Raw genomic sequence first — 17,366 nt, 5'->3', positions numbered from 1 at the left:
CTGTCCAGTGTAATTTACACCATTGTGTCAATTTAAACTTTCACACTGGGTTGTCAGAGCAAAGGGATGCGCATGGAACTGAAGGCAAGGATCGATAGTGCGATACAGCAGAACATTGCTCGCGCAAGGGTTGCCCCAGCACCGGATCAGCTTGCAAGGGCCTTGGACTATGCTTGCTTTCCTGGCGGCGCGCGGGTGCGTCCGACGATCTTGATGTCTGTCGCGCTGGCCTGTGGTGACGATAGACCCGCCGTAGCAGAAGCTGCCGCGGCTGCGCTCGAGATTATCCATTGTGCGAGTCTTGTTCACGATGATTTGCCCTGTTTCGACAACGCGGACATCCGTCGCGGCAAGCCATCTGTTCACCGTTCGTTCTCAGAACCTTTGGCGGTTTTGACCGGTGACAGCTTGATCATCTTGGCCTTTGACATTCTGACACGCGCCGCCACGCATGAACCGCAACGCGCACTGGGGCTACTGTCCTTGTTAGCGCAGCAGACGGGAATGCCGAATGGCATCTGTGCCGGGCAAGGATGGGAGAGCGAGCAAAACATTGATCTGGGCGCGTATCACCGGTCAAAGACCGGTGCGTTGTTTGTTGCAGCGACTCAAATGGGAGCCGTTGCCGCCGGGCACGATGCTGAACCTTGGTATGAATTGGGTGCACGGATTGGCGAAGCCTATCAGGTCGCAGATGATCTTCGGGATGCGCTTTACGATGAAAAGACACTTGGCAAGCCTGCCGGGCAGGATGATCTTCACGGTCGTCCAAGTGCGGTCGAGCAGTTTGGCATAAAGGGCGCAATACAGCGGTTGAATGATATCTTAAGCGGCGCAATCGCCTCGATTCCGTCCTGTCCGGGCGAAGCCATCTTGGCCCAACTGGTGCGCAAACAGGCAGAAGCGTTGACACCAGTTACGCCGGCAGTTGCGAAGGCCTGACAATGGAACGGTCGCCTCATGTTGCGCGCCCTTTTTCGATCAGCACTAAGCTTGAACGTCTTTTGGGACGGAGTGATGTGCAATCCTTTGCGATGCGCATTCCGATTGCACGCCGGTATGCCAAGCGGGACGGGGTCGAGATATTCGAGGTTATTCAAGGCTTTGTTTCAAGCCAGGTGCTTATGGCACTGGTTGAGTTTGAGCTTTTCGACCGCTTGGCGGATGGTCCAAAATCGGTACGGCAACTGGCCCATGAAATCGGAGTGACCGCGGAACGTCTGCAAGTCTTTTTGCAGGCTGGCGCGGCTTTGGGTTTTCTACGCCAGCGAAAGGGTCAGTTTGGCCTTGCTCGCAAGGGCGCGGCATTGCGTGGTGTTCCCGGCCTTGCCGATATGATCCTGCATCACCGCGCTTTGTATCGCGACCTTGAAGATCCAAGCGCATTCCTGCGCGACAGCACGAGCACCGAGCTTGCCGAGTTTTGGCCCTATGTTCACGACGCATCCAAAGTTGGCCGGGAAGAGGCAGACCGCTATTCCCATTTGATGGCGCGCAGCCAGCGGTTGGTGGCCGAGGATACCCTGCGCAAAGTTCGACTTCACGGTGCAGACCATCTTATGGACATCGGAGGCGGCAGCGGTGCCTTTCTCGCCGAAGTCGCGCGGCGCTACTCGCAGATGCAGTTGACACTGTTTGATCTGCCGGAAACACGCGCAGCCGCAAATGCTTATCTTGCGTCCGTCGCGCTGACGGATCGCATCAACTGCATTGCAGGCAGCTTTCGATCGGACCCATTGCCAACCGGAGCGGATGCAATCAGCCTGATCCGAGTGCTTTATGACCACGACGATGCGACGGTTTGTAATCTTTTGAATAAGGTGTTCAAGGCACTGCCGCCCGGCGGGCGTCTGGTCATTTCCGAACCGATGTCCGGCGGAGAAAAACCGGACCGGATCACAGATGTCTATTTTGCAATATACACTCTTGCGATGGGCACCGGGAAAACCCGTTCGGCAGCACATATAACTGAATTGCTGGCTGAGGCAGGGTTTGTGGATGTCAGTCATCCAAAGCCGCTTCGAAGTTACATCACAGGGGTTATCACAGCTGTGAAGCCGCAGTAGCGGGAAATCTCTCAAAGTGTCAATTTTAATTGACAGATAAATACGTAAAGTTAAACTGACATAATAGCTCGCCAGGGACTCACCCATCGGGTGTCCCAAGTCGGCGAGGGGAGGGAAGACCGTGAGATCTTCAGCCGTAGTACTGCATGGACCCGGGCATCTGTCTGTTGAGTCTGTGACATTATCCCCGCCATCCGCATCGGATCTGGTGGTTGAAATCCGTCATTCCGGGGTCTCGACTGGGACAGAAAAACTGTTTTGGTCCGGGGAGATGCCGCCCTTTCCCGGCATGGGTTACCCACTGGTTCCCGGCTATGAGGCCGTAGGCGAAGTGGTCGAGGTCGGATCCGATACGCGGTACGGTGTGGGCGATGCGGTGTTTGTACCCGGTGCCACTTGCTACGAGGATGCACATGGGTTGTTCGGCGGGTCCTCGCGCCTGATCGTGACGGATGCGGATCGTGTCACGCCACTCGACTCGGGCTGTCAACGTGAGATGACACTGTTGGCGCTGGCCGCCACAGCGCGTCATTCGATGGCCGGTTTGGGCCATCAAGTGCCTGAACTGATCGTCGGCCACGGTGTGGTTGGCCGCCTGCTCGCACGTCTCACCATCGCTGCTGGAGCACCCGCGCCGCTGGTGTGGGAGACCAATCCAGCCCGCCGTGACGGGGCCGAAGGTTATCAAGTCATCGCCCCAGAGGAAGACCCGCGCCGCGACTATGGCTGCATCTACGATGCCTCGGGCGATAGCGCGATCCTGAACATTCTGGTCTCGCGCCTGAAACGCACGGGCGAGATCGTTCTGACCGGGTTCTACACCCAACCGCTCAGCTTTGCTTTCCCGCCGGCCTTCATGAAAGAAGCCCGGATGCGCATCGCGGCGGAATGGACGCCCGAGGATATGCGCGCGACCCGCTCGCTGGTCGAAAGCGGGGCTTTGTCGCTGGACAATCTGATCAGCCATATCGCGCCCGCGTCGGATGCCGCAACGGCCTATGCCACAGCTTTCGAAGATCCCGACTGCCTGAAACTTGTTCTTGATTGGGAGACCACATGAAAGACGACGCCCCCAACCTGAAAGAGTTCGACGCCCGGCTCAAGGCCGAGGCCCATGAGGATTTGGCCGACGTGTTGCCGACCGAGGCGGTCAAGAAAACCCAGATCATCGCGATCTATGGCAAAGGCGGGATCGGCAAAAGCTTCACGCTGGCCAATCTCAGCCACATGATGGCCGAGCAAGGCAAACGCGTGCTGCTGATCGGCTGTGATCCTAAATCTGACACCACCTCGCTGCTGTTTGGCGGCAAGGCTTGTCCCACGATCATCGAGACTTCGACCCAGAAGAAACTGGCGGGCGAAGAGGTTAAAATCGGCGATGTTTGTTTCAAGCGTGGCGGTGTCTACGCGATGGAGCTGGGCGGCCCCGAGGTCGGGCGCGGCTGCGGTGGTCGCGGGATTATCCATGGGTTCGAGCTGCTCGAGAAGCTGGGCTTCCACGATTGGGATTTCGACTTCGTTCTGCTGGATTTCCTGGGCGACGTGGTCTGCGGCGGCTTTGGACTGCCGATTGCACGTGACATGGCACAAAAAGTCATTCTGGTTGGCTCGAATGACCTGCAATCGCTGTATGTTGCGAACAATGTCTGCTCGGCGGTGGAGTACTTCCGCAAGCTTGGCGGTAACGTTGGCGTCGCCGGTTTGGTCGTCAACAAGGATGACGGAACGGGCGAGGCGCATGCTTTTGCCGAGGCGGTCAACATCCCGGTTCTCGCGTCGATCCCGCAGGATGACGACCTGCGCAAGAAATCCGCGAATTATCAGATTGTTGGTACGGAATCCGGTCTGTGGGGGCCTCTCTTTGCGGCCCTTGGTTTGAACGTGGCCGACGCGCCGCCGGTCCGGCCCGCGCCTTTGGATCAGGACGGTCTGCTGGCGCTGTTTGACGGCAAGGAAACCGGTGCAGGGATCGAACTGGTTCCAGCCACCGACGAAGACATGCGCGGCAAGAATGCAGCGCCCAAGAAATCCCTGGAAGTGATTTACGACGACGCATGAACAAAGAAGTCACATATGACGCGTCCGCCGAGGCGCAGGTGATCAAGGGCGAACCCCGCGTGGAAACCGCCGGTGAGCCGCCTGCCTTGGGCTGTCATTCTGGGTCCGAGATGGAAGACGCCGCGCGCATCGCAGGCCAGTCCGAGTTGCTGGACCAATATGCGCGCGATTACCCGCAGGGCCCCCATGACAAGCCGCAAAGCATGTGTCCCGCTTTTGGCTCGCTGCGTGTCGGGCTGCGGATGAAGCGGGTGGCCACGGTGCTGAGTGGCTCGGCCTGCTGCGTCTATGGCCTGACCTTTGTCAGCCATTTCTACGGTGCACGACGGTCGGTCGGCTATGTGCCGTTCAACTCGGAAACGCTGGTCACCGGCAAGCTGTTCGAAGACATCCGTGCGGCAGTTTATGATCTGGCGGACCCTGAGAAATACGATGCCGTCGTCGTCACCAACCTCTGCGTGCCAACCGCCAGCGGCGTTCCGCTGCGCCTTTTGCCTAATGAAATCAATGGGGTGAGGATCGTCGGAATTGATGTGCCCGGGTTTGGTATTCCAACCCATGCTGAGGCAAAGGATGTTCTGGCCGGTGCCATGCTGGCCTATGCCCGCTCCGAAGCCGAGGCAGGGCCGGTCTCCGCCCCGGATGGTGCGCGGCAGGACCGGCCTACTGTCAGTTTGTTGGGCGAAATGTTCCCCGCCGATCCGGTTATGATTGGCCAGATGTTGGCGCCGCTGGGTCTGGCCGCTGGGCCAGTTGTTCCCTGCCGCGAATGGCGCGAGCTCTACGCCGCGCTGGATTGTGGTGCGGTGGCGGCGATCCATCCGTTCTACACCTCGGCCATTCGGGAATTTGAAGCCGCGGGCCGTCCGGTTCTGGGAAGTGGGCCCGTCGGGGTGGAGGGCACCGCTGCTTGGCTGTCGTCCATCGGTGACGCATTCGGTCTTCCTGCGGAGAAGGTAGGCACAGCGCAGAACGCGTTCTTGCCCGCAATCAAGGGCGCATTGGCCGCCGCCCCGATTTCAGGAACAGTGACTGTCTCTGGCTATGAGGGCAGCGAATTGCTCGTGGCGCGGCTGCTGATCGAAAGCGGCGCGAACGTGCCATATGTCGGCACCGCCTGCGCCAAAAGCCAATGGTCCGCGCAGGACGCAGTGTGGTTGGAAGCGCATGGTGCAAAGGTGCAGTTCCGCGCATCGTTGGAGCAGGATTGCGCGGCGATGGAAGGAGTCAAACCCGATCTGGCCATCGGCACAACTCCGGTGGTGCAAAAGGCCAAGCAATTGGGCATCCCGGCGCTTTATTTCACCAACCTGATATCAGCCCGCCCACTGATGGGACCTGCGGGCGCGGGATCATTGGCGCAGGTGATCAACGCGGCGATCGCCAATAAGGACAGGATGGACCGCATGCGCGACTTCTTCGAAGAGGTCGGCACTGAGGATACCGCCGGGATCTGGGAAGGCGACCCAAATCTGCGCCCCGATTTCCGCGCCATAAATCAGAAAAAACTGGAACGGCAGGCCAAGGCCGCCAAAGCGCAGGAGATGATCTGATGCTGATCCAAGATCATGACCGCGCCGGGGGCTATTGGGGGGCTGTCTACGCTTTCTGCGCCGTGAAGGGCCTGCAAGTGGTAATCGACGGGCCGGTTGGTTGTGAAAACCTGCCTGTTACGTCCGTCCTGCACTACACCGACGCTCTGCCGCCGCATGAATTGCCCATCGTTGTGACTGGTTTGGGCGAAGAGGAACTGGGCCGCGACGGGACCGAAGAGGCGATGAAACGCGCTTGGGGAACGCTTGATCCCGCGCTGCCAGCGGTGGTTGTCACCGGGTCGATTGCCGAGATGATCGGCGGCGGCGTGACTCCTCAGGGCACTAACATCCAGCGCTTCCTGCCGCGCACGATTGACGAGGATCAATGGGAAGCCGCCGACCGTGCGATGACGTGGATTTTCACAGAATTCGCAATGACCAAGGGCCGCATGCCGCCCGAGAAGAAACGGGACGAGGGCGCAAAGCCGCGTGTCAACATTCTTGGGCCCATGTACGGCACGTTCAATATGCCCAGCGATCTGGCCGAGATCCGGCGTCTGGTCGAAGGCATCGGGGCCGAGGTCAATATGGTCATGCCTTTGGGCGCGCATCTGGCCGAGATGCGCAATCTGGTGAATGCCGACGTCAATGTCGTCATGTACCGCGAATTCGGTCGGGGCCTGGCCGAGCTGTTGGGCAAACCCTATCTGCAAGCCCCGATCGGCGTGGACTCGACCACCAAATTCCTGCGCAAATTGGGTGAGCTTACTGGATTGGATCCGGAACCGTTCATAACGCGCGAAAAGCATTCCACCATCAAACCGGTCTGGGATCTGTGGCGTTCGGTCACGCAGGATTTCTTTGCCACGGCTTCGTTCGGAGTTGTCGCCAATGAAACTTACGCGCGCGGCCTGAGGCTGTTCTTGGAAGAGGATCTGGGCCTGCCTTGCGGTTTCTCGGTCGCGCGCTGCGCCGGGACCAAGACCGACAATGATCAGGTGCGGGCGCTGGTGGCGCAGAAGAAGCCTCTGGTCGTGTTCGGCAGCATCAACGAAAAGATCTACCTCGCGGAACAAAAGGGCGGGTTCGGGCCATCCCCGGCCTTCATCCCAGCCAGTTTTCCGGGTGCCGCGATCCGTCGGGCGACCGGTACACCCTTCATGGGCTACGCGGGCGCGACCTATGTTCTGCAAGAGGTCTGCAACGGGCTGTTCGACGCCCTGTTCCACATCCTGCCGCTTGGCACCGAAATGGATGCGGGGCCAGCTACACCGGCCACGCAACGCACCGAATTGCCGTGGGACGAGGGTGCCAGCGCAGCGCTGGAACGCATTCTGGAAACTCACCCCGTTCTCACCCGCATTTCCGCCGCGAAATCCCTGCGCGACGCCGCAGAGAAGGCGGCCCTATCCAACGGGGACGCGCGCGTCTTTGCCAGCACCGTTCAGGCGTTGGACCCCGCGCGTTCCAAAACTGATCCAACCGAAGGAGGAGACCTGTGCCAGCAGCAACCCTGAATTCACACAGTGACACGGACAAAAAGCGGACACAGCGCCCGCCCGAGTTCATTTTCTACTTCACGATCCTGTTCCTGATTTCGATCCCCTTCGCGATGATCGAATGGATCAGGCTGTCCCTGCGCCGCCGCACGCTGAACCTGCGTGGACCTTTGGCGCGGGCCTGGTCCGAGGCCGACAGGATCACGCCAATCATCTTTTCCAGATGACGGCGACCCGAGATCCGGCCCGCACCACGCGGGACGGGGCCCAGCCGCTGGGTAAGCGGCGTCAGCATAATGATCCGGAGGTTCTTTATGGCTGATAATGACGACCTGTCCTTCACAGGTCTTACCGACGAGCAAGCTCAGGAGCTGCATTCGGTCTACATGAGCGGCCTATGGCTGTTCGCGATCGTTGCGCTGGTTGCACATATCGCAACCTACATCTGGGCTCCGTGGTTCTGAGGAGGGATCGACAATGGCAAAATTTTACAAGATTTGGCTGATCTTCGATCCGCGTCGCGTCTTTGTGGCGCAAGGCGTATTCCTCTTCCTGCTCGCCGTCATGATCCATCTCGTAGTGCTTAGCAGCGGTCTCAACTGGTTTGAGAACGCGGCATCAACCGCCGGGTTCTGAACCCGATCGGCGGCATCGCGTGATGGACTGAGAGACTGCCGCGGGCGGCATGACTCGCCCGCGGCGCAGACCGGGACACTGGCACCCGGCACGGACCGAAAATGTCGGAGCAAGACAATGGCGATGCTGAGTTTTGAAAAGAAATACCGTGTCCGGGGTGGGACGTTGATCGGCGGAGATTTGTTTGATTTCTGGTTCGGCCCGTTCTACGTGGGCTTCTTCGGCGTTACGACCGTTTTCTTTTCTGCACTCGGCACGATCCTGATCTTCTGGGGCGCAGCGATGCAGGGCACGTTCAACCCTTGGCTCATCAACATCGCCCCACCTGACCTGAGCTATGGGCTTGGTATGGCCCCGTTAATGGAAGGCGGGTTGTGGCAGATCATAACCTTCTGCGCGGTGGGCGCGTTCGTCAGTTGGGCTCTGCGCGAGGTCGAAATCAGTCGCAAACTGGGGATGGGTTATCATGTGCCTTTCGCTTTCAGCTTTGCCATTCTGGCTTATGTCACGTTGGTTGTGTTCCGCCCGCTGCTGATGGGCGCGTGGGGGCATGGGTTCCCCTACGGCATCTTTAGCCATCTCGATTGGGTTTCGAACACCGGCTACGCCTATCTGCATTTTCACTACAACCCGGCCCATATGCTGGCCGTGACGCTGTTTTTTACCACCACCTTTGCCCTTGCCCTACACGGCGCGCTGATCTTGTCGGCGGCCAATCCGGAAAAGGGTGAAGAGATGAAAACGCCCGATCATGAAGACACGTTCTTTCGCGATTTCATCGGGTACTCGATCGGGACGCTGGGCATTCACCGTCTCGGATTTCTGTTGGCCATCAACGCGGTTTTCTTCTCGGCCGTGTGCATCATCATCTCGGGGCCCGTATGGACGAAGGGCTGGCCCGAATGGTGGAACTGGTGGCTTGAACTGCCGATCTGGCCCTCGCAGGCGGGGATGTGATCCATGATTGAGTATCAGAACATTTTTACCCAAGTGCAGGTCCAGGGCGAGCCCGAATGGGGCATGGATGACAACCGCCGGATGGGCCGTGAGCGTATCGGCAAACCGTTCTTCTCGAAACTCGTGGGCTGGCTTGGCAACGCGCAACTTGGGCCGATTTACCTGGGCACCTTCGGTGTTGTCAGCATTGCGACGGGCATCCTGTGGCTCAATATCATCGGTCTGAATATGCTGGCGCAGGTCAACTGGTCTATTTCAGAGTTTCTGCGCCAAGGCTTCTGGTTGGCGCTTGAGCCGCCCAGCCCGGAGTATGGTCTTACAATCCCGCCGTTGAGTGACGGCGGCTGGTATATCATCGCCAGTTTTTTCCTACTGGTCTCGGTCTTGTCCTGGTGGTTGCGCACCTATGCGCTGGCGGCGGAACACAAGATGGGTAAGCACGTGGCCTGGGCCTTTGCGTCAGCCATCTGGCTGTTCCTGGTGCTGGGGCTGTTCCGTCCAATCCTGATGGGGTCTTGGTCCGAAGCGGTACCCTATGGCATCTTCCCGCATCTGGATTGGACCACCGCGTTCTCGATCCGATACGGCAACCTGTATTACAACCCGTTCCACTGCCTCTCGATCGTGTTCCTTTATGGCTCGGCCCTGCTGTTTGCCATGCACGGGGCGACGATCTTGGCGGTTACACGCTTTGGCGGCGACCGCGAGTTGGAGCAGATCGTGGATCGCGGTACCGCCTCGGAACGTGCGGCGCTGTTTTGGCGCTGGACGATGGGATTCAATGCCACGATGGAGGGTATCCACCGCTGGGCCTGGTGGTTTGCGGTGCTTACCCCGATCACCGGTGGAATTGGCATCCTGCTGACCGGCACGGTGGTCGACAACTGGTTCATCTGGGCTCAGGAACACAACTTCGCCCCCGCTTATGACGGATCATACGGATACGAAGCCTTTGGCACGTACGAAGGCTTCCTAGGGCAGGAGAACTGAGATGTTTCCTAAGTGGTTCGATGAGTGGAACAAAAACAACCCAACGGACGTCTTTGGCCCTGCCATTCTTGTCGGCGCGCTGGGCGGCGCGATCTTCATCGCTGCGATGCTGGTGGCCTTCGGCCAGCCCTTTGCTACCAAAAGCATCCAGACCGGCCCGCGTGGGACCGGTATGTCGGTGACAGAATTCATCAGGGATGCCGAACGTCCCGATCCAACAATCGAGGAATACCTGACCGAAGAACCCTATCCCCCGCAGCCTGGAGACGTTCTGGCCCGGGATGTCTACGAAAACGTGCAGGTGCTCGGTGATCTGACTGAAGACAACTTTAATCGCCTGATGACGGCGATGACCTTCTGGGTCTCGCCTGAGCAAGGCTGCGCTTACTGTCATGGCGATGGGGATCTGGAAACCTATGGCGAGGATAATCTCTACACCAAACTGGTTTCCCGACGCATGATCCAGATGACCCAGAACATCAATGAAAACTGGGACGGGCATGTCAACGCCAACAAAGAAGTCGGCGTGAACTGCTATACCTGCCACCGAGGTCAGAACGTGCCCAGCGACATCTGGTTCCGCATCACTCCAGTCGTCGATGCGATGACGGGATGGGGTGCGGTACAGAACCGTGCCACGGTGCAAAGCCAGTCAACATCGCTGCCGTCAGATGCGCTGGAAACCTACCTTCTGGATTACGGGATCATTGGTGTACATGACTTGGAATCCCGCGTTGCAGGATCGCCCGCAGACGAAGGCTTCCGGTCCATTCAGGATACCGAACGCACCTATTCCCTGATGAACTATATCGACAACTCCTTGGGCGTGAATTGCGTGTTTTGCCACAACAGCCGCGCCTTCTACGACACGGCCGAGGTCACCCCGCAATGGGCTACCGCCAGCCTTGGCATCGCAATGGTGCAGGAGTTGAACAATGATTACCTGGTGCCGCTGGGCGAGCTTTACCCGGAAGAGCGACTGGGGCCGATCCATCAGGACGCGCCCAAAGCGGCGTGCCGGACCTGTCACAAGGGCTATCAGCAGCCGCTACAAGGCATGAATATGATCGCGGACTGGCCGGAACTGACAACGTCAGAGGCGCCAGAATACGAATAGGGCCAGCCGTCTCCCCATGACCGGCAAGGCCCTGACGCAGCACGGACCCCGTGGCTTCCTCGGTCCGCGCAAGGGGCGTAAAGTGCCTCGCAACTGTTCTGTGGCGACAGAACCTTGGCCGGTGATCTGCACGGGCGTGCGTTCCATCCTGCGCAGATCGCCGGTCGACTGACCGGAGTAAGGCCATGACACACCCAGACACACCCCTTTTGGATCGCGTTGCCGGCCCTGCTGATCTGCGGATGCTGAGCGATGCGGAATTGGCGGGGATTGCCGGAGAATTAAGAGATGAGGTGATCGACATTGTCTCGGAAACCGGCGGGCATCTGGGGTCTTCGCTGGGCGTGGTTGAGCTGACTGTTGCATTGCATGCTGTGTTTAATACGCCAATGGACAAGCTGATCTGGGATGTAGGTCACCAGTGTTATCCGCATAAGGTGCTGACTGGGCGGCGGGACCGGATGCGGACCTTGCGCCAAAAAAACGGGCTAAGCGGTTTTACCAAACGCTCAGAGTCCGTGTTCGATCCATTCGGAGCAGCGCATAGTTCTACTTCGATCAGCGCAGCGTTAGGGTTCACGATTGGTCGCGATATGGGCATGCCAACAGGGGATGCGATTGCGGTGATAGGTGATGGCTCGATTAGCGCGGGTATGGCTTATGAAGCGCTGAACAACGCGGGTTGTGAAGGGCGGAGGTTATTCGTAATCCTGAATGACAACGAGATGAGCATCGCTCCGCCAGTCGGTGCAATGTCGACCTATCTGTCGCGGCTCTATGCCTCGGAACCTCTGGCACGGATGCAATCCCTGTCCGAAGGGTTCGAGGCCGCCATGCCTCCACCGGTGCGTGCCGGAATGCGCCGGGCGCGACAGCTGGTGTCGGGGCTGCCGGGCGCAGGTACGCTGTTCGAGGAATTGGGTTTCGACTATATCGGTCCCATCGATGGGCATGACATGGAACAGCTCTTGCCCGTGTTGCGCGCCGCGAGGGCGCGCGCGACCGGGCCGGTCCTTATCCACTGCGTGACTGTCAAAGGCAAAGGCTATGCCCCCGCCGAGAATAGCGCAGATAAGTATCATGGCGTGTCCAAGTTCGACGTCTCAACAGGGGCAATGAATAAAGCTAAGGCCAACGCGCCCAGTTATACCTCGGTGTTCGGCGACACCCTGACAGACGAAGCCAGCCGAGATCCGTCTATCGTTGCGGTGACCGCTGCAATGCCGGCCGGGACCGGGGTCAAAACGATGGCTGACCGGTTCCCTGGTCGTGTGTTCGATGTTGGCATCGCCGAACAACACGCCGTCACTTTTGCGGCCGGGATGGCGGCCAGTGGTCTAAAGCCCGTCTGCGCCATTTATTCGACCTTCCTGCAGCGCGGGTATGACCAAGTCGTACATGACGTTGCTTTACAGGGGTTGCCAGTCCGCTTTGCGATTGACCGCGCGGGCCTTGTTGGGGCCGATGGGGCAACCCATGCGGGGGCTTTCGATCTGACCTATCTGTGCAGCCTGCCCGGATTTGTTGTGATGGCCCCATCGGATGAAGCTGAGCTGCGCCACATGATTGCAACCTCGCTATCCCGTGATGAAGGGCCGTCGGCTGTTCGCTTCCCGCGTGGGGCAGGGGTGGGCGTAGAGCTTCCCGAACGCGGAGAGATCCTTCCCATTGGCAAAGGGCGGATCGTTCGCGAGGGCGAAGACGTGGCCATCCTCTCACTGGGCGCACATCTTGCCGAGTGTATGGCGGCGGCAGGTATGCTGGCTGATCAGGGGCACCAACCAACGATTGCAGATGCAAGATTCGCCAAGCCAATCGATACAGAGTTGCTGGCGGAACTGGCTGCCCGCCACAGCGCAATCGTCACAGTGGAACAGGGCGCGCAGGGCGGGTTCAGCGCTCATGTCCTGTCACATCTGGCGAATTCGGGCGCTTTGGATCGTGGCCTGAAGATGCGTACGGTCACGCTGCCCGACAGGTTTATCGAGCAGGCCGCGCCGAGTGAGATGTATGAAGATGCGGGAATGACCGCGCGGGATATCGCAGATGTTGTCCGCGGGCTTTACGCTCGCGAGACAAAGGTCATCTCTTTCCCTGCTGCCCGTTAGGTCTGAGGGCCGACCGAGTTCAGATAAGCCCAGATGTTGGCGGCCTCATCTTCTTTGCGCAGTTTAAATGTCATTTTTCCACGCGCGCTGGTGTCGTCGAGGTATTCCTTCAGGAATTTGGACGGATCAGCCACATAAGCGGTAAAGTCTGCCTCTTCCCAGACCAGACCGGCTTCTCCTGCCGCGACCATCGAGTCCGAGTAGTTGAAGCCTTCATATGTCCCGGCAGTCCGGCCCACGACACCATACAGGTTGGGCCCGGTCTTGCCGCCTTTTACAATTTCTTCGCCAGCGTCATCGACAATGACATGGCAGGCTTTGCATTTATTGAAATTCTTTGCGCCTTTCTCAGCGTCCCCCTCGGCAAAAACGGGACCCGCGAAAGCTGCCAGTGCTGCGCCGGCAGACAGGATTCTTTTCATCTGTATTTCCTCCTCCGAAGTTCTCTTAAGTTAGAGCATCAGTCTCAAAGTCAATTTTGCGCACAATGAGATCAGGCAACCGCGTGCGCCAAAGCACACTGCTTCCAAAGCACCATCAACGCCTCGACCAGGCGGTCGATATCGTCATCGCTGTGCAAGGGCGACGGTGTAAATCGCAACCGCTCAGTTCCTTTCGGGACAGTCGGATAGTTGATCGGTTGCACGTAGATGCCGTAGTCGCGCATCAGGATATCGGACAGCATCCGGCATTTGACCGGGTCCTTGATCAACACCGGGATAATGTGGCTGGGGTTGTCCATATGCGGGATGCCATAGGCGTCCAGCTTGTCACGCAGACGTTTTACCTGACGCCGTTGGGCCATGCGTTCGGTATTGCTGGTCTTCAGGTGCCGGATGCTGGTGGTCGCTGCTGCTGCAACCGCCGGAGGCAGGGCGGTTGTGAAGATAAACCCGCTTGAAAAGCTGCGCAGGAAATCGCACAGCGCCTCGGACCCGGTGACATAGCCACCGACGCAGCCGTAAGCCTTGCCCAAGGTGCCTTCGATCAGGGTGATGCGATCTGCCAGACCTTCCTGTTCGCTAATGCCTCCGCCGCGCGGACCGTAGAGGCCAACGGCGTGAACCTCATCCAGATAGGTCAGAGCGCCGTGCTTTTCGGCCACTTCGACGATCTCTTTCATCGGACAGATGTCGCCATCCATCGAATAGACCGACTCGAACGCCACGATCTTGGTGCTGTTGACAGGGAGGGCCGCCAGCTTGCGATCGAGGTCTTCGGGATCATTGTGCTTCCAGATGACCTTTTTGGCCCGCGAATGGCGAATGCCCTCGATCATCGAGGCGTGGTTCAGCTCATCGCTCAGGATCACCGCGTCGGGCAGACGACTGCCAAGGGTCGACAGCGACGCCCAGTTCGACACGTAGCCCGAGGTAAAGACCAGCGCGGCCTCTTTACCATGCAGATCGGCTAGCTCGGCCTCGAGCCGGACGTGATGGTGGTTCGTGCCAGAGATATTGCGGGTGCCCCCGGCACCCACACCGCAAGAGTCGATGACATCTTTCATCACCTTGCGCACTTTCGGGTTCTGACCCATGCCCAGATAGTCGTTCGAACACCAGACAGTGACCTTGTCGGGGCTGTCTTCGACATGAGATTTCGCGGTCGGGAACGCACCGCAGAGCCGTTCAAGCTCGGCAAAGATCCGGTAATTGCCTTCCTCTTTCAGCTGATCCAGCTGTGTGTTGAACATCTTGTCAAATTCCATGACGTCCCTCCCTTTCGGTATTCATGGTGAGCGGTTTCGGGTCCGGCAGCATCCAGCGCCAAAGCTTGGCGTCGGGCAACGGCAGAACCAGCAACCAATGTTCCAGCAAGGCCAAACCGGTGAGGCTGGCCAACAAGATTTGCGTTGTCTTGATAGGGTCGGTCGCAGCATGTCCGGCGCGCGCCATGAACAGGGCGACGGCGACGGAAAGCAGCGATACGGAAATCGGGAAAAACCAATTCATCCGTGCGATGCGGAAGTGGCTGGGCAGATGAGACAGGTGATCTGGCAGAAACTCGGCATTGAATTTCGGCACGCCAAAAAACAGGTTCAGCTTGGCTGAGATGCGTGCGGCGAAGAGGATGCCGAAGCACCAAGCGCCGGCGGTGTTGGGCTGGCTCCAACTGATCAGCGCCAGCACGATAGTGATCAGGACCAATAGCATCTCGTGATAAGCAATGGTGCCCCAGGCGCGGATAAAACGCTCCCAAAACGGCGCGTCGGCGGGGCAGGGATAGGCGTTGGGTCCGGTGATCATACCGCAGAGGAAGGCCAGTTCGATCCAGCCCCAAATTGCCAAAGCGCTTGTGAAACCCAGATAGATCGAGCCGGTGCTGTCATCGCCCAGCGACAGCCAGAACCCGGCCAGCCCGGCGATGAGCACGGGCAGGGACCACAGCGCCGCGCGGCTGCGCCCTCCCACGCTGCGGCGGACCACCCACAGGATCGCCCCGGTGGAGAACCACCAGAGGAAAAGCGCAATGGGCGCGGCGATCCAGGGGGCGAGGGTCATCAGTAGCAGGGCTCCAATCTTGTTTTGGTCGGAACCTGATGCTTTTTCGCCGGGATGAAATACAGCGCGACAAAGGCGCGTCCGGCGCGGAGCGAACCCCAAAGCTGAGCGATTTTACCCGCGATGCCACCGCGCTCCTTCGCCTTGGCAATGTCTGCGTTGGCCCGATACAGCGCACGGCAGTTCTTGAGCCAGCGTGGATCGTCGATATCCAGCGTGATCGGGAAGATCTGCTTGCTGAGCTCGCTGGTCTTCTCGAACACCGCGTGGGCATACCAATCCGGATCGACGCCCAATGCCTCGTGGAAGGCTGGCCGCTGATGGTCGCGCACGAACATGGTCGCGTAGACGGCGGTCAGGAAGAACTTGATCCACAGCACATTGACGCCCGAGGTCAGCTTTGGGTCGGTCTTCATCAGCAAAGCAAACGCCTCGCCATGGCTGAACTCGTCATTGCACCACTCTTCGAACCACTTGAAGATCGGGTGGAACCGATGTTCGGGGTTAGCCTGAAGGTGGCGGAAGATAGTTATGTAGCGGGCGTAGCCGATTTTTTCCGACAGGTAGGTGGCGTAGTAGATGAACTTGGGCCGGAAATAGGTGTATTTCTTCTTCTGGGTCAGGAAGCCCAGATTCACCCGTAACCCGGCCTCGCGCAGCGCATCGTTGATGAAACCCGCATGGCGCGCCTCATCCCGAGCCATCAGTTGGAACAGCTGGGTGATGTCCTTGTTGTTCCCACGCCGCTTCATTTCTTTGTACAGCACACAGCCCGAGAATTCGGCGGTGCAGGACGAGATCAGGAAGTCGATGAATTCCTTCTTGAGCTGCGGATCCATGCCGTCCCAGTCGATCTGGTCCCAATCTTCGTTCTTCTTGAAGTGTCCCTTGTTCGGGTCTGAGAGCATCTGAGCGATCAGCCCGTCCCAGTCCTCGCGCACCGAGGAGACATCAATGGCATCCAGCTCATCAAAGTCGGTGGTGTAAAAGCGCGGCGTCAGCAGAGTGTTCTGCATCGCCGTCTCGGTCGCCATCTCGTCGTCGTAGATTGCGTCCTGTTCGGCAGCGATGGCCAGGCCCTCTTCGACCGTGGTGGCGTCGGCGGTGTGTTTGGATTGCATATTCATAGCGTGACCTCCTCAGAGAAGGAGAATTCGCACAGCTCCATCACTTCGAAATCGCCCGTAAGGCGGGTCCAGAGACGTTCGAGCAGGCTGGCGCGGATGATTGTTGCTTCGCGCTGTTCAATGACGATCTCACCGAACGGGGCCATGATTTCAGGACCCTTCACCTGCACCTCGTCGCCGGGATAGATCACGGCACCGTTGTCGAACCTGACATGGGCGTGCAGGCTCTCGAATTTGTGGCTCACCTCGATTGTGCAGGGCGCGCGTTCAAAGTCTTTCGTCAAAAGTCCCATGTTGGCTTCCTTTCAAGGTTGATCCAGAAGTCTGGCGAAACGACTGGCATTATCGGCACCAAACCCCATGAGGTCGGCGCTCCATCCCGTTACGGGATCGGTGATATCGAGACGGCCATTGGCGCGGCGCGTTACGATGACGGGGGTGTGCGCAGGCAGATTGGCCTGCGCGCGGTTGCGGTCGATGACCCGGGCGACACCCGCAACAAAGCCGCCCTGGGTGGCGTCCAGCCGGGCGATGACCACGCCTTCGGGCGACATCACGCTGACGGCACCGCTGACGCCATCGCTGATCAGGATCATCGCGCGCTCATGCGTGATTTCCGCCGCCGGAGGCGTCGCCGAAAGTGGCACATCGGCGATACGCGCATAGGTGACAATGGCCAGAACAGCACAAACCAACAGCCCCATTGCCCGAAGCAGCGCGCGCGGGATCAACTCGCGGTCTTGGCTATGGGTTTGGGTATCGGTCATGCCGT

General features: G+C 58.9%; 19 protein-coding genes. 13 read left to right on the top strand and 6 right to left on the bottom strand.

The window, feature by feature from the left end:
* The first annotated feature begins 72 nt into the window (after window positions 1-72).
* The 13 genes from FIU92_RS10045 to dxs all read left to right on the top strand — a co-directional run bounded on the left by FIU92_RS10045 (window position 73) and on the right by dxs (window position 12,966).
* Entirely contained in the window at window positions 73-942 is an 870-nt protein-coding gene (locus FIU92_RS10045) for a polyprenyl synthetase family protein (protein WP_152458440.1), read from the top strand.
* 2 nt (window positions 943-944) lie between these two features.
* On the top strand, window positions 945-2,066 hold the full coding sequence (locus tag FIU92_RS10040; RefSeq protein ID WP_152458439.1) for a methyltransferase: 1,122 nt from the start codon (window positions 945-947) through the stop codon (window positions 2,064-2,066).
* 121 nt (window positions 2,067-2,187) lie between these two features.
* Window positions 2,188-3,126 carry a chlorophyll synthesis pathway protein BchC gene (bchC, locus tag FIU92_RS10035; RefSeq protein ID WP_152458438.1) on the top strand — a complete coding sequence of 313 codons (939 nt, stop codon included), beginning with the start codon at window positions 2,188-2,190 and terminating at the stop codon, window positions 3,124-3,126.
* Window positions 3,123-4,124, top strand: a complete 1,002-nt coding sequence (locus FIU92_RS10030) for a chlorophyllide a reductase iron protein subunit X (protein ID WP_152458437.1) — start codon at window positions 3,123-3,125, stop codon at window positions 4,122-4,124. The genes bchC and FIU92_RS10030 overlap by 4 nt, the downstream gene beginning before the upstream one ends.
* Window positions 4,121-5,677, top strand: coding sequence for a chlorophyllide a reductase subunit Y (bchY, locus tag FIU92_RS10025; RefSeq protein ID WP_152458436.1), 1,557 nt, complete (start codon window positions 4,121-4,123; stop codon window positions 5,675-5,677). The genes FIU92_RS10030 and bchY overlap by 4 nt, the downstream gene beginning before the upstream one ends.
* Window positions 5,677-7,176, top strand: a complete 1,500-nt coding sequence (bchZ, locus tag FIU92_RS10020; RefSeq protein ID WP_152458435.1) for a chlorophyllide a reductase subunit Z — start codon at window positions 5,677-5,679, stop codon at window positions 7,174-7,176. Before bchY ends, bchZ begins: the two co-directional genes overlap by 1 nt.
* The gene (gene pufQ, locus FIU92_RS10015; RefSeq protein WP_152458434.1) at window positions 7,158-7,385 is read left to right on the top strand and encodes a cytochrome PufQ; all 228 of its coding nucleotides are present in this window, start codon (window positions 7,158-7,160) and stop codon (window positions 7,383-7,385) included. Before bchZ ends, pufQ begins: the two co-directional genes overlap by 19 nt.
* Window positions 7,386-7,472: 87 nt before the next feature.
* A complete protein-coding gene (gene pufB, locus FIU92_RS10010; RefSeq protein WP_152458433.1) occupies window positions 7,473-7,622 on the top strand; it encodes a light-harvesting antenna LH1, beta subunit in 150 nt (49 codons plus the stop codon).
* Window positions 7,623-7,635: 13 nt separating this feature from the next.
* Window positions 7,636-7,794 carry a light-harvesting antenna LH1, alpha subunit gene (gene pufA / locus FIU92_RS10005; RefSeq protein ID WP_152458432.1) on the top strand — a complete coding sequence of 53 codons (159 nt, stop codon included), beginning with the start codon at window positions 7,636-7,638 and terminating at the stop codon, window positions 7,792-7,794.
* A gap of 117 nt (window positions 7,795-7,911) precedes the next feature.
* Entirely contained in the window at window positions 7,912-8,751 is an 840-nt protein-coding gene (gene pufL / locus FIU92_RS10000; protein WP_152458431.1) for a photosynthetic reaction center subunit L, read from the top strand.
* 3 nt (window positions 8,752-8,754) lie between these two features.
* Entirely contained in the window at window positions 8,755-9,741 is a 987-nt protein-coding gene (gene pufM, locus FIU92_RS09995) for a photosynthetic reaction center subunit M (RefSeq protein ID WP_152458430.1), read from the top strand.
* A 1-nt stretch (window position 9,742) separates the two neighbouring features.
* Window positions 9,743-10,858 (top strand): photosynthetic reaction center cytochrome PufC, encoded by a 1,116-nt coding sequence (gene pufC / locus FIU92_RS09990; protein ID WP_152458429.1) that lies wholly within the window; start codon window positions 9,743-9,745, stop codon window positions 10,856-10,858.
* Between the two features lie 185 nt (window positions 10,859-11,043).
* Entirely contained in the window at window positions 11,044-12,966 is a 1,923-nt protein-coding gene (gene dxs, locus FIU92_RS09985) for a 1-deoxy-D-xylulose-5-phosphate synthase (RefSeq protein ID WP_152458428.1), read from the top strand.
* Here dxs and FIU92_RS09980 read toward each other — a convergent pair.
* The 6 genes from FIU92_RS09980 to puhC all read right to left on the bottom strand — a co-directional run bounded on the left by FIU92_RS09980 (window position 12,963) and on the right by puhC (window position 17,361).
* Window positions 12,963-13,388, bottom strand: a complete 426-nt coding sequence (locus FIU92_RS09980; RefSeq protein WP_152458427.1) for a cytochrome c family protein — start codon at window positions 13,386-13,388, stop codon at window positions 12,963-12,965. The genes dxs and FIU92_RS09980 overlap by 4 nt on opposite strands.
* Before the next feature lie 71 nt (window positions 13,389-13,459).
* Complete coding sequence (hemA, locus tag FIU92_RS09975) at window positions 13,460-14,674, bottom strand: 5-aminolevulinate synthase (RefSeq protein ID WP_152458426.1); 1,215 nt, start codon at window positions 14,672-14,674, stop codon at window positions 13,460-13,462.
* The gene (gene puhE / locus FIU92_RS09970; protein ID WP_152458425.1) at window positions 14,664-15,467 is read right to left on the bottom strand and encodes a putative photosynthetic complex assembly protein PuhE; all 804 of its coding nucleotides are present in this window, start codon (window positions 15,465-15,467) and stop codon (window positions 14,664-14,666) included. The genes hemA and puhE overlap by 11 nt, the downstream gene beginning before the upstream one ends.
* Window positions 15,467-16,594, bottom strand: coding sequence for a magnesium-protoporphyrin IX monomethyl ester (oxidative) cyclase (gene acsF, locus FIU92_RS09965; protein WP_152458424.1), 1,128 nt, complete (start codon window positions 16,592-16,594; stop codon window positions 15,467-15,469). The genes puhE and acsF overlap by 1 nt, the downstream gene beginning before the upstream one ends.
* Window positions 16,591-16,887 (bottom strand): hypothetical protein, encoded by a 297-nt coding sequence (locus FIU92_RS09960; RefSeq protein WP_152458423.1) that lies wholly within the window; start codon window positions 16,885-16,887, stop codon window positions 16,591-16,593. Before FIU92_RS09960 ends, acsF begins: the two co-directional genes overlap by 4 nt.
* A gap of 12 nt (window positions 16,888-16,899) precedes the next feature.
* Window positions 16,900-17,361, bottom strand: coding sequence for a photosynthetic complex assembly protein PuhC (puhC, locus tag FIU92_RS09955; RefSeq protein ID WP_152458422.1), 462 nt, complete (start codon window positions 17,359-17,361; stop codon window positions 16,900-16,902).
* Between the last annotated feature and the right edge of the window lie 5 nt (window positions 17,362-17,366).

The sequence above is a fragment of the Ruegeria sp. THAF33 genome (assembly GCF_009363615.1).
Classification (GTDB): Bacteria; Pseudomonadota; Alphaproteobacteria; order Rhodobacterales; family Rhodobacteraceae; genus Ruegeria.
Note: the sequence above shows the minus strand (reverse complement) of the source record. Positions and strands in the feature narration are given on the sequence as shown.

Bases quoted from the DNA above. Each gene is read 5' to 3' on its own strand.
- FIU92_RS10045 (WP_152458440.1), top strand. From the start codon at position 73: ATGGAACTGAAGGCAAGGATCGATAGTGCGATACAGCAGAACATTGCT.
- pufA (WP_152458432.1), top strand. From the start codon at position 7,636: ATGGCAAAATTTTACAAGATTTGGCTGATCTTCGATCCGCGTCGCGTC.
- puhE (WP_152458425.1), bottom strand. From the start codon at position 15,467: ATGACCCTCGCCCCCTGGATCGCCGCGCCCATTGCGCTTTTCCTCTGG.
- pufB (WP_152458433.1), top strand. From the start codon at position 7,473: ATGGCTGATAATGACGACCTGTCCTTCACAGGTCTTACCGACGAGCAA.
- pufM (WP_152458430.1), top strand. From the start codon at position 8,755: ATGATTGAGTATCAGAACATTTTTACCCAAGTGCAGGTCCAGGGCGAG.
- FIU92_RS09960 (WP_152458423.1), bottom strand. From the start codon at position 16,887: ATGGGACTTTTGACGAAAGACTTTGAACGCGCGCCCTGCACAATCGAG.
- bchY (WP_152458436.1), top strand. From the start codon at position 4,121: ATGAACAAAGAAGTCACATATGACGCGTCCGCCGAGGCGCAGGTGATC.
- puhC (WP_152458422.1), bottom strand. From the start codon at position 17,361: ATGACCGATACCCAAACCCATAGCCAAGACCGCGAGTTGATCCCGCGC.
- acsF (WP_152458424.1), bottom strand. From the start codon at position 16,594: ATGAATATGCAATCCAAACACACCGCCGACGCCACCACGGTCGAAGAG.
- dxs (WP_152458428.1), top strand. From the start codon at position 11,044: ATGACACACCCAGACACACCCCTTTTGGATCGCGTTGCCGGCCCTGCT.
- FIU92_RS10040 (WP_152458439.1), top strand. From the start codon at position 945: ATGGAACGGTCGCCTCATGTTGCGCGCCCTTTTTCGATCAGCACTAAG.
- hemA (WP_152458426.1), bottom strand. From the start codon at position 14,674: ATGGAATTTGACAAGATGTTCAACACACAGCTGGATCAGCTGAAAGAG.
- pufL (WP_152458431.1), top strand. From the start codon at position 7,912: ATGGCGATGCTGAGTTTTGAAAAGAAATACCGTGTCCGGGGTGGGACG.
- pufC (WP_152458429.1), top strand. From the start codon at position 9,743: ATGTTTCCTAAGTGGTTCGATGAGTGGAACAAAAACAACCCAACGGAC.
- FIU92_RS09980 (WP_152458427.1), bottom strand. From the start codon at position 13,388: ATGAAAAGAATCCTGTCTGCCGGCGCAGCACTGGCAGCTTTCGCGGGT.
- FIU92_RS10030 (WP_152458437.1), top strand. From the start codon at position 3,123: ATGAAAGACGACGCCCCCAACCTGAAAGAGTTCGACGCCCGGCTCAAG.
- bchZ (WP_152458435.1), top strand. From the start codon at position 5,677: ATGCTGATCCAAGATCATGACCGCGCCGGGGGCTATTGGGGGGCTGTC.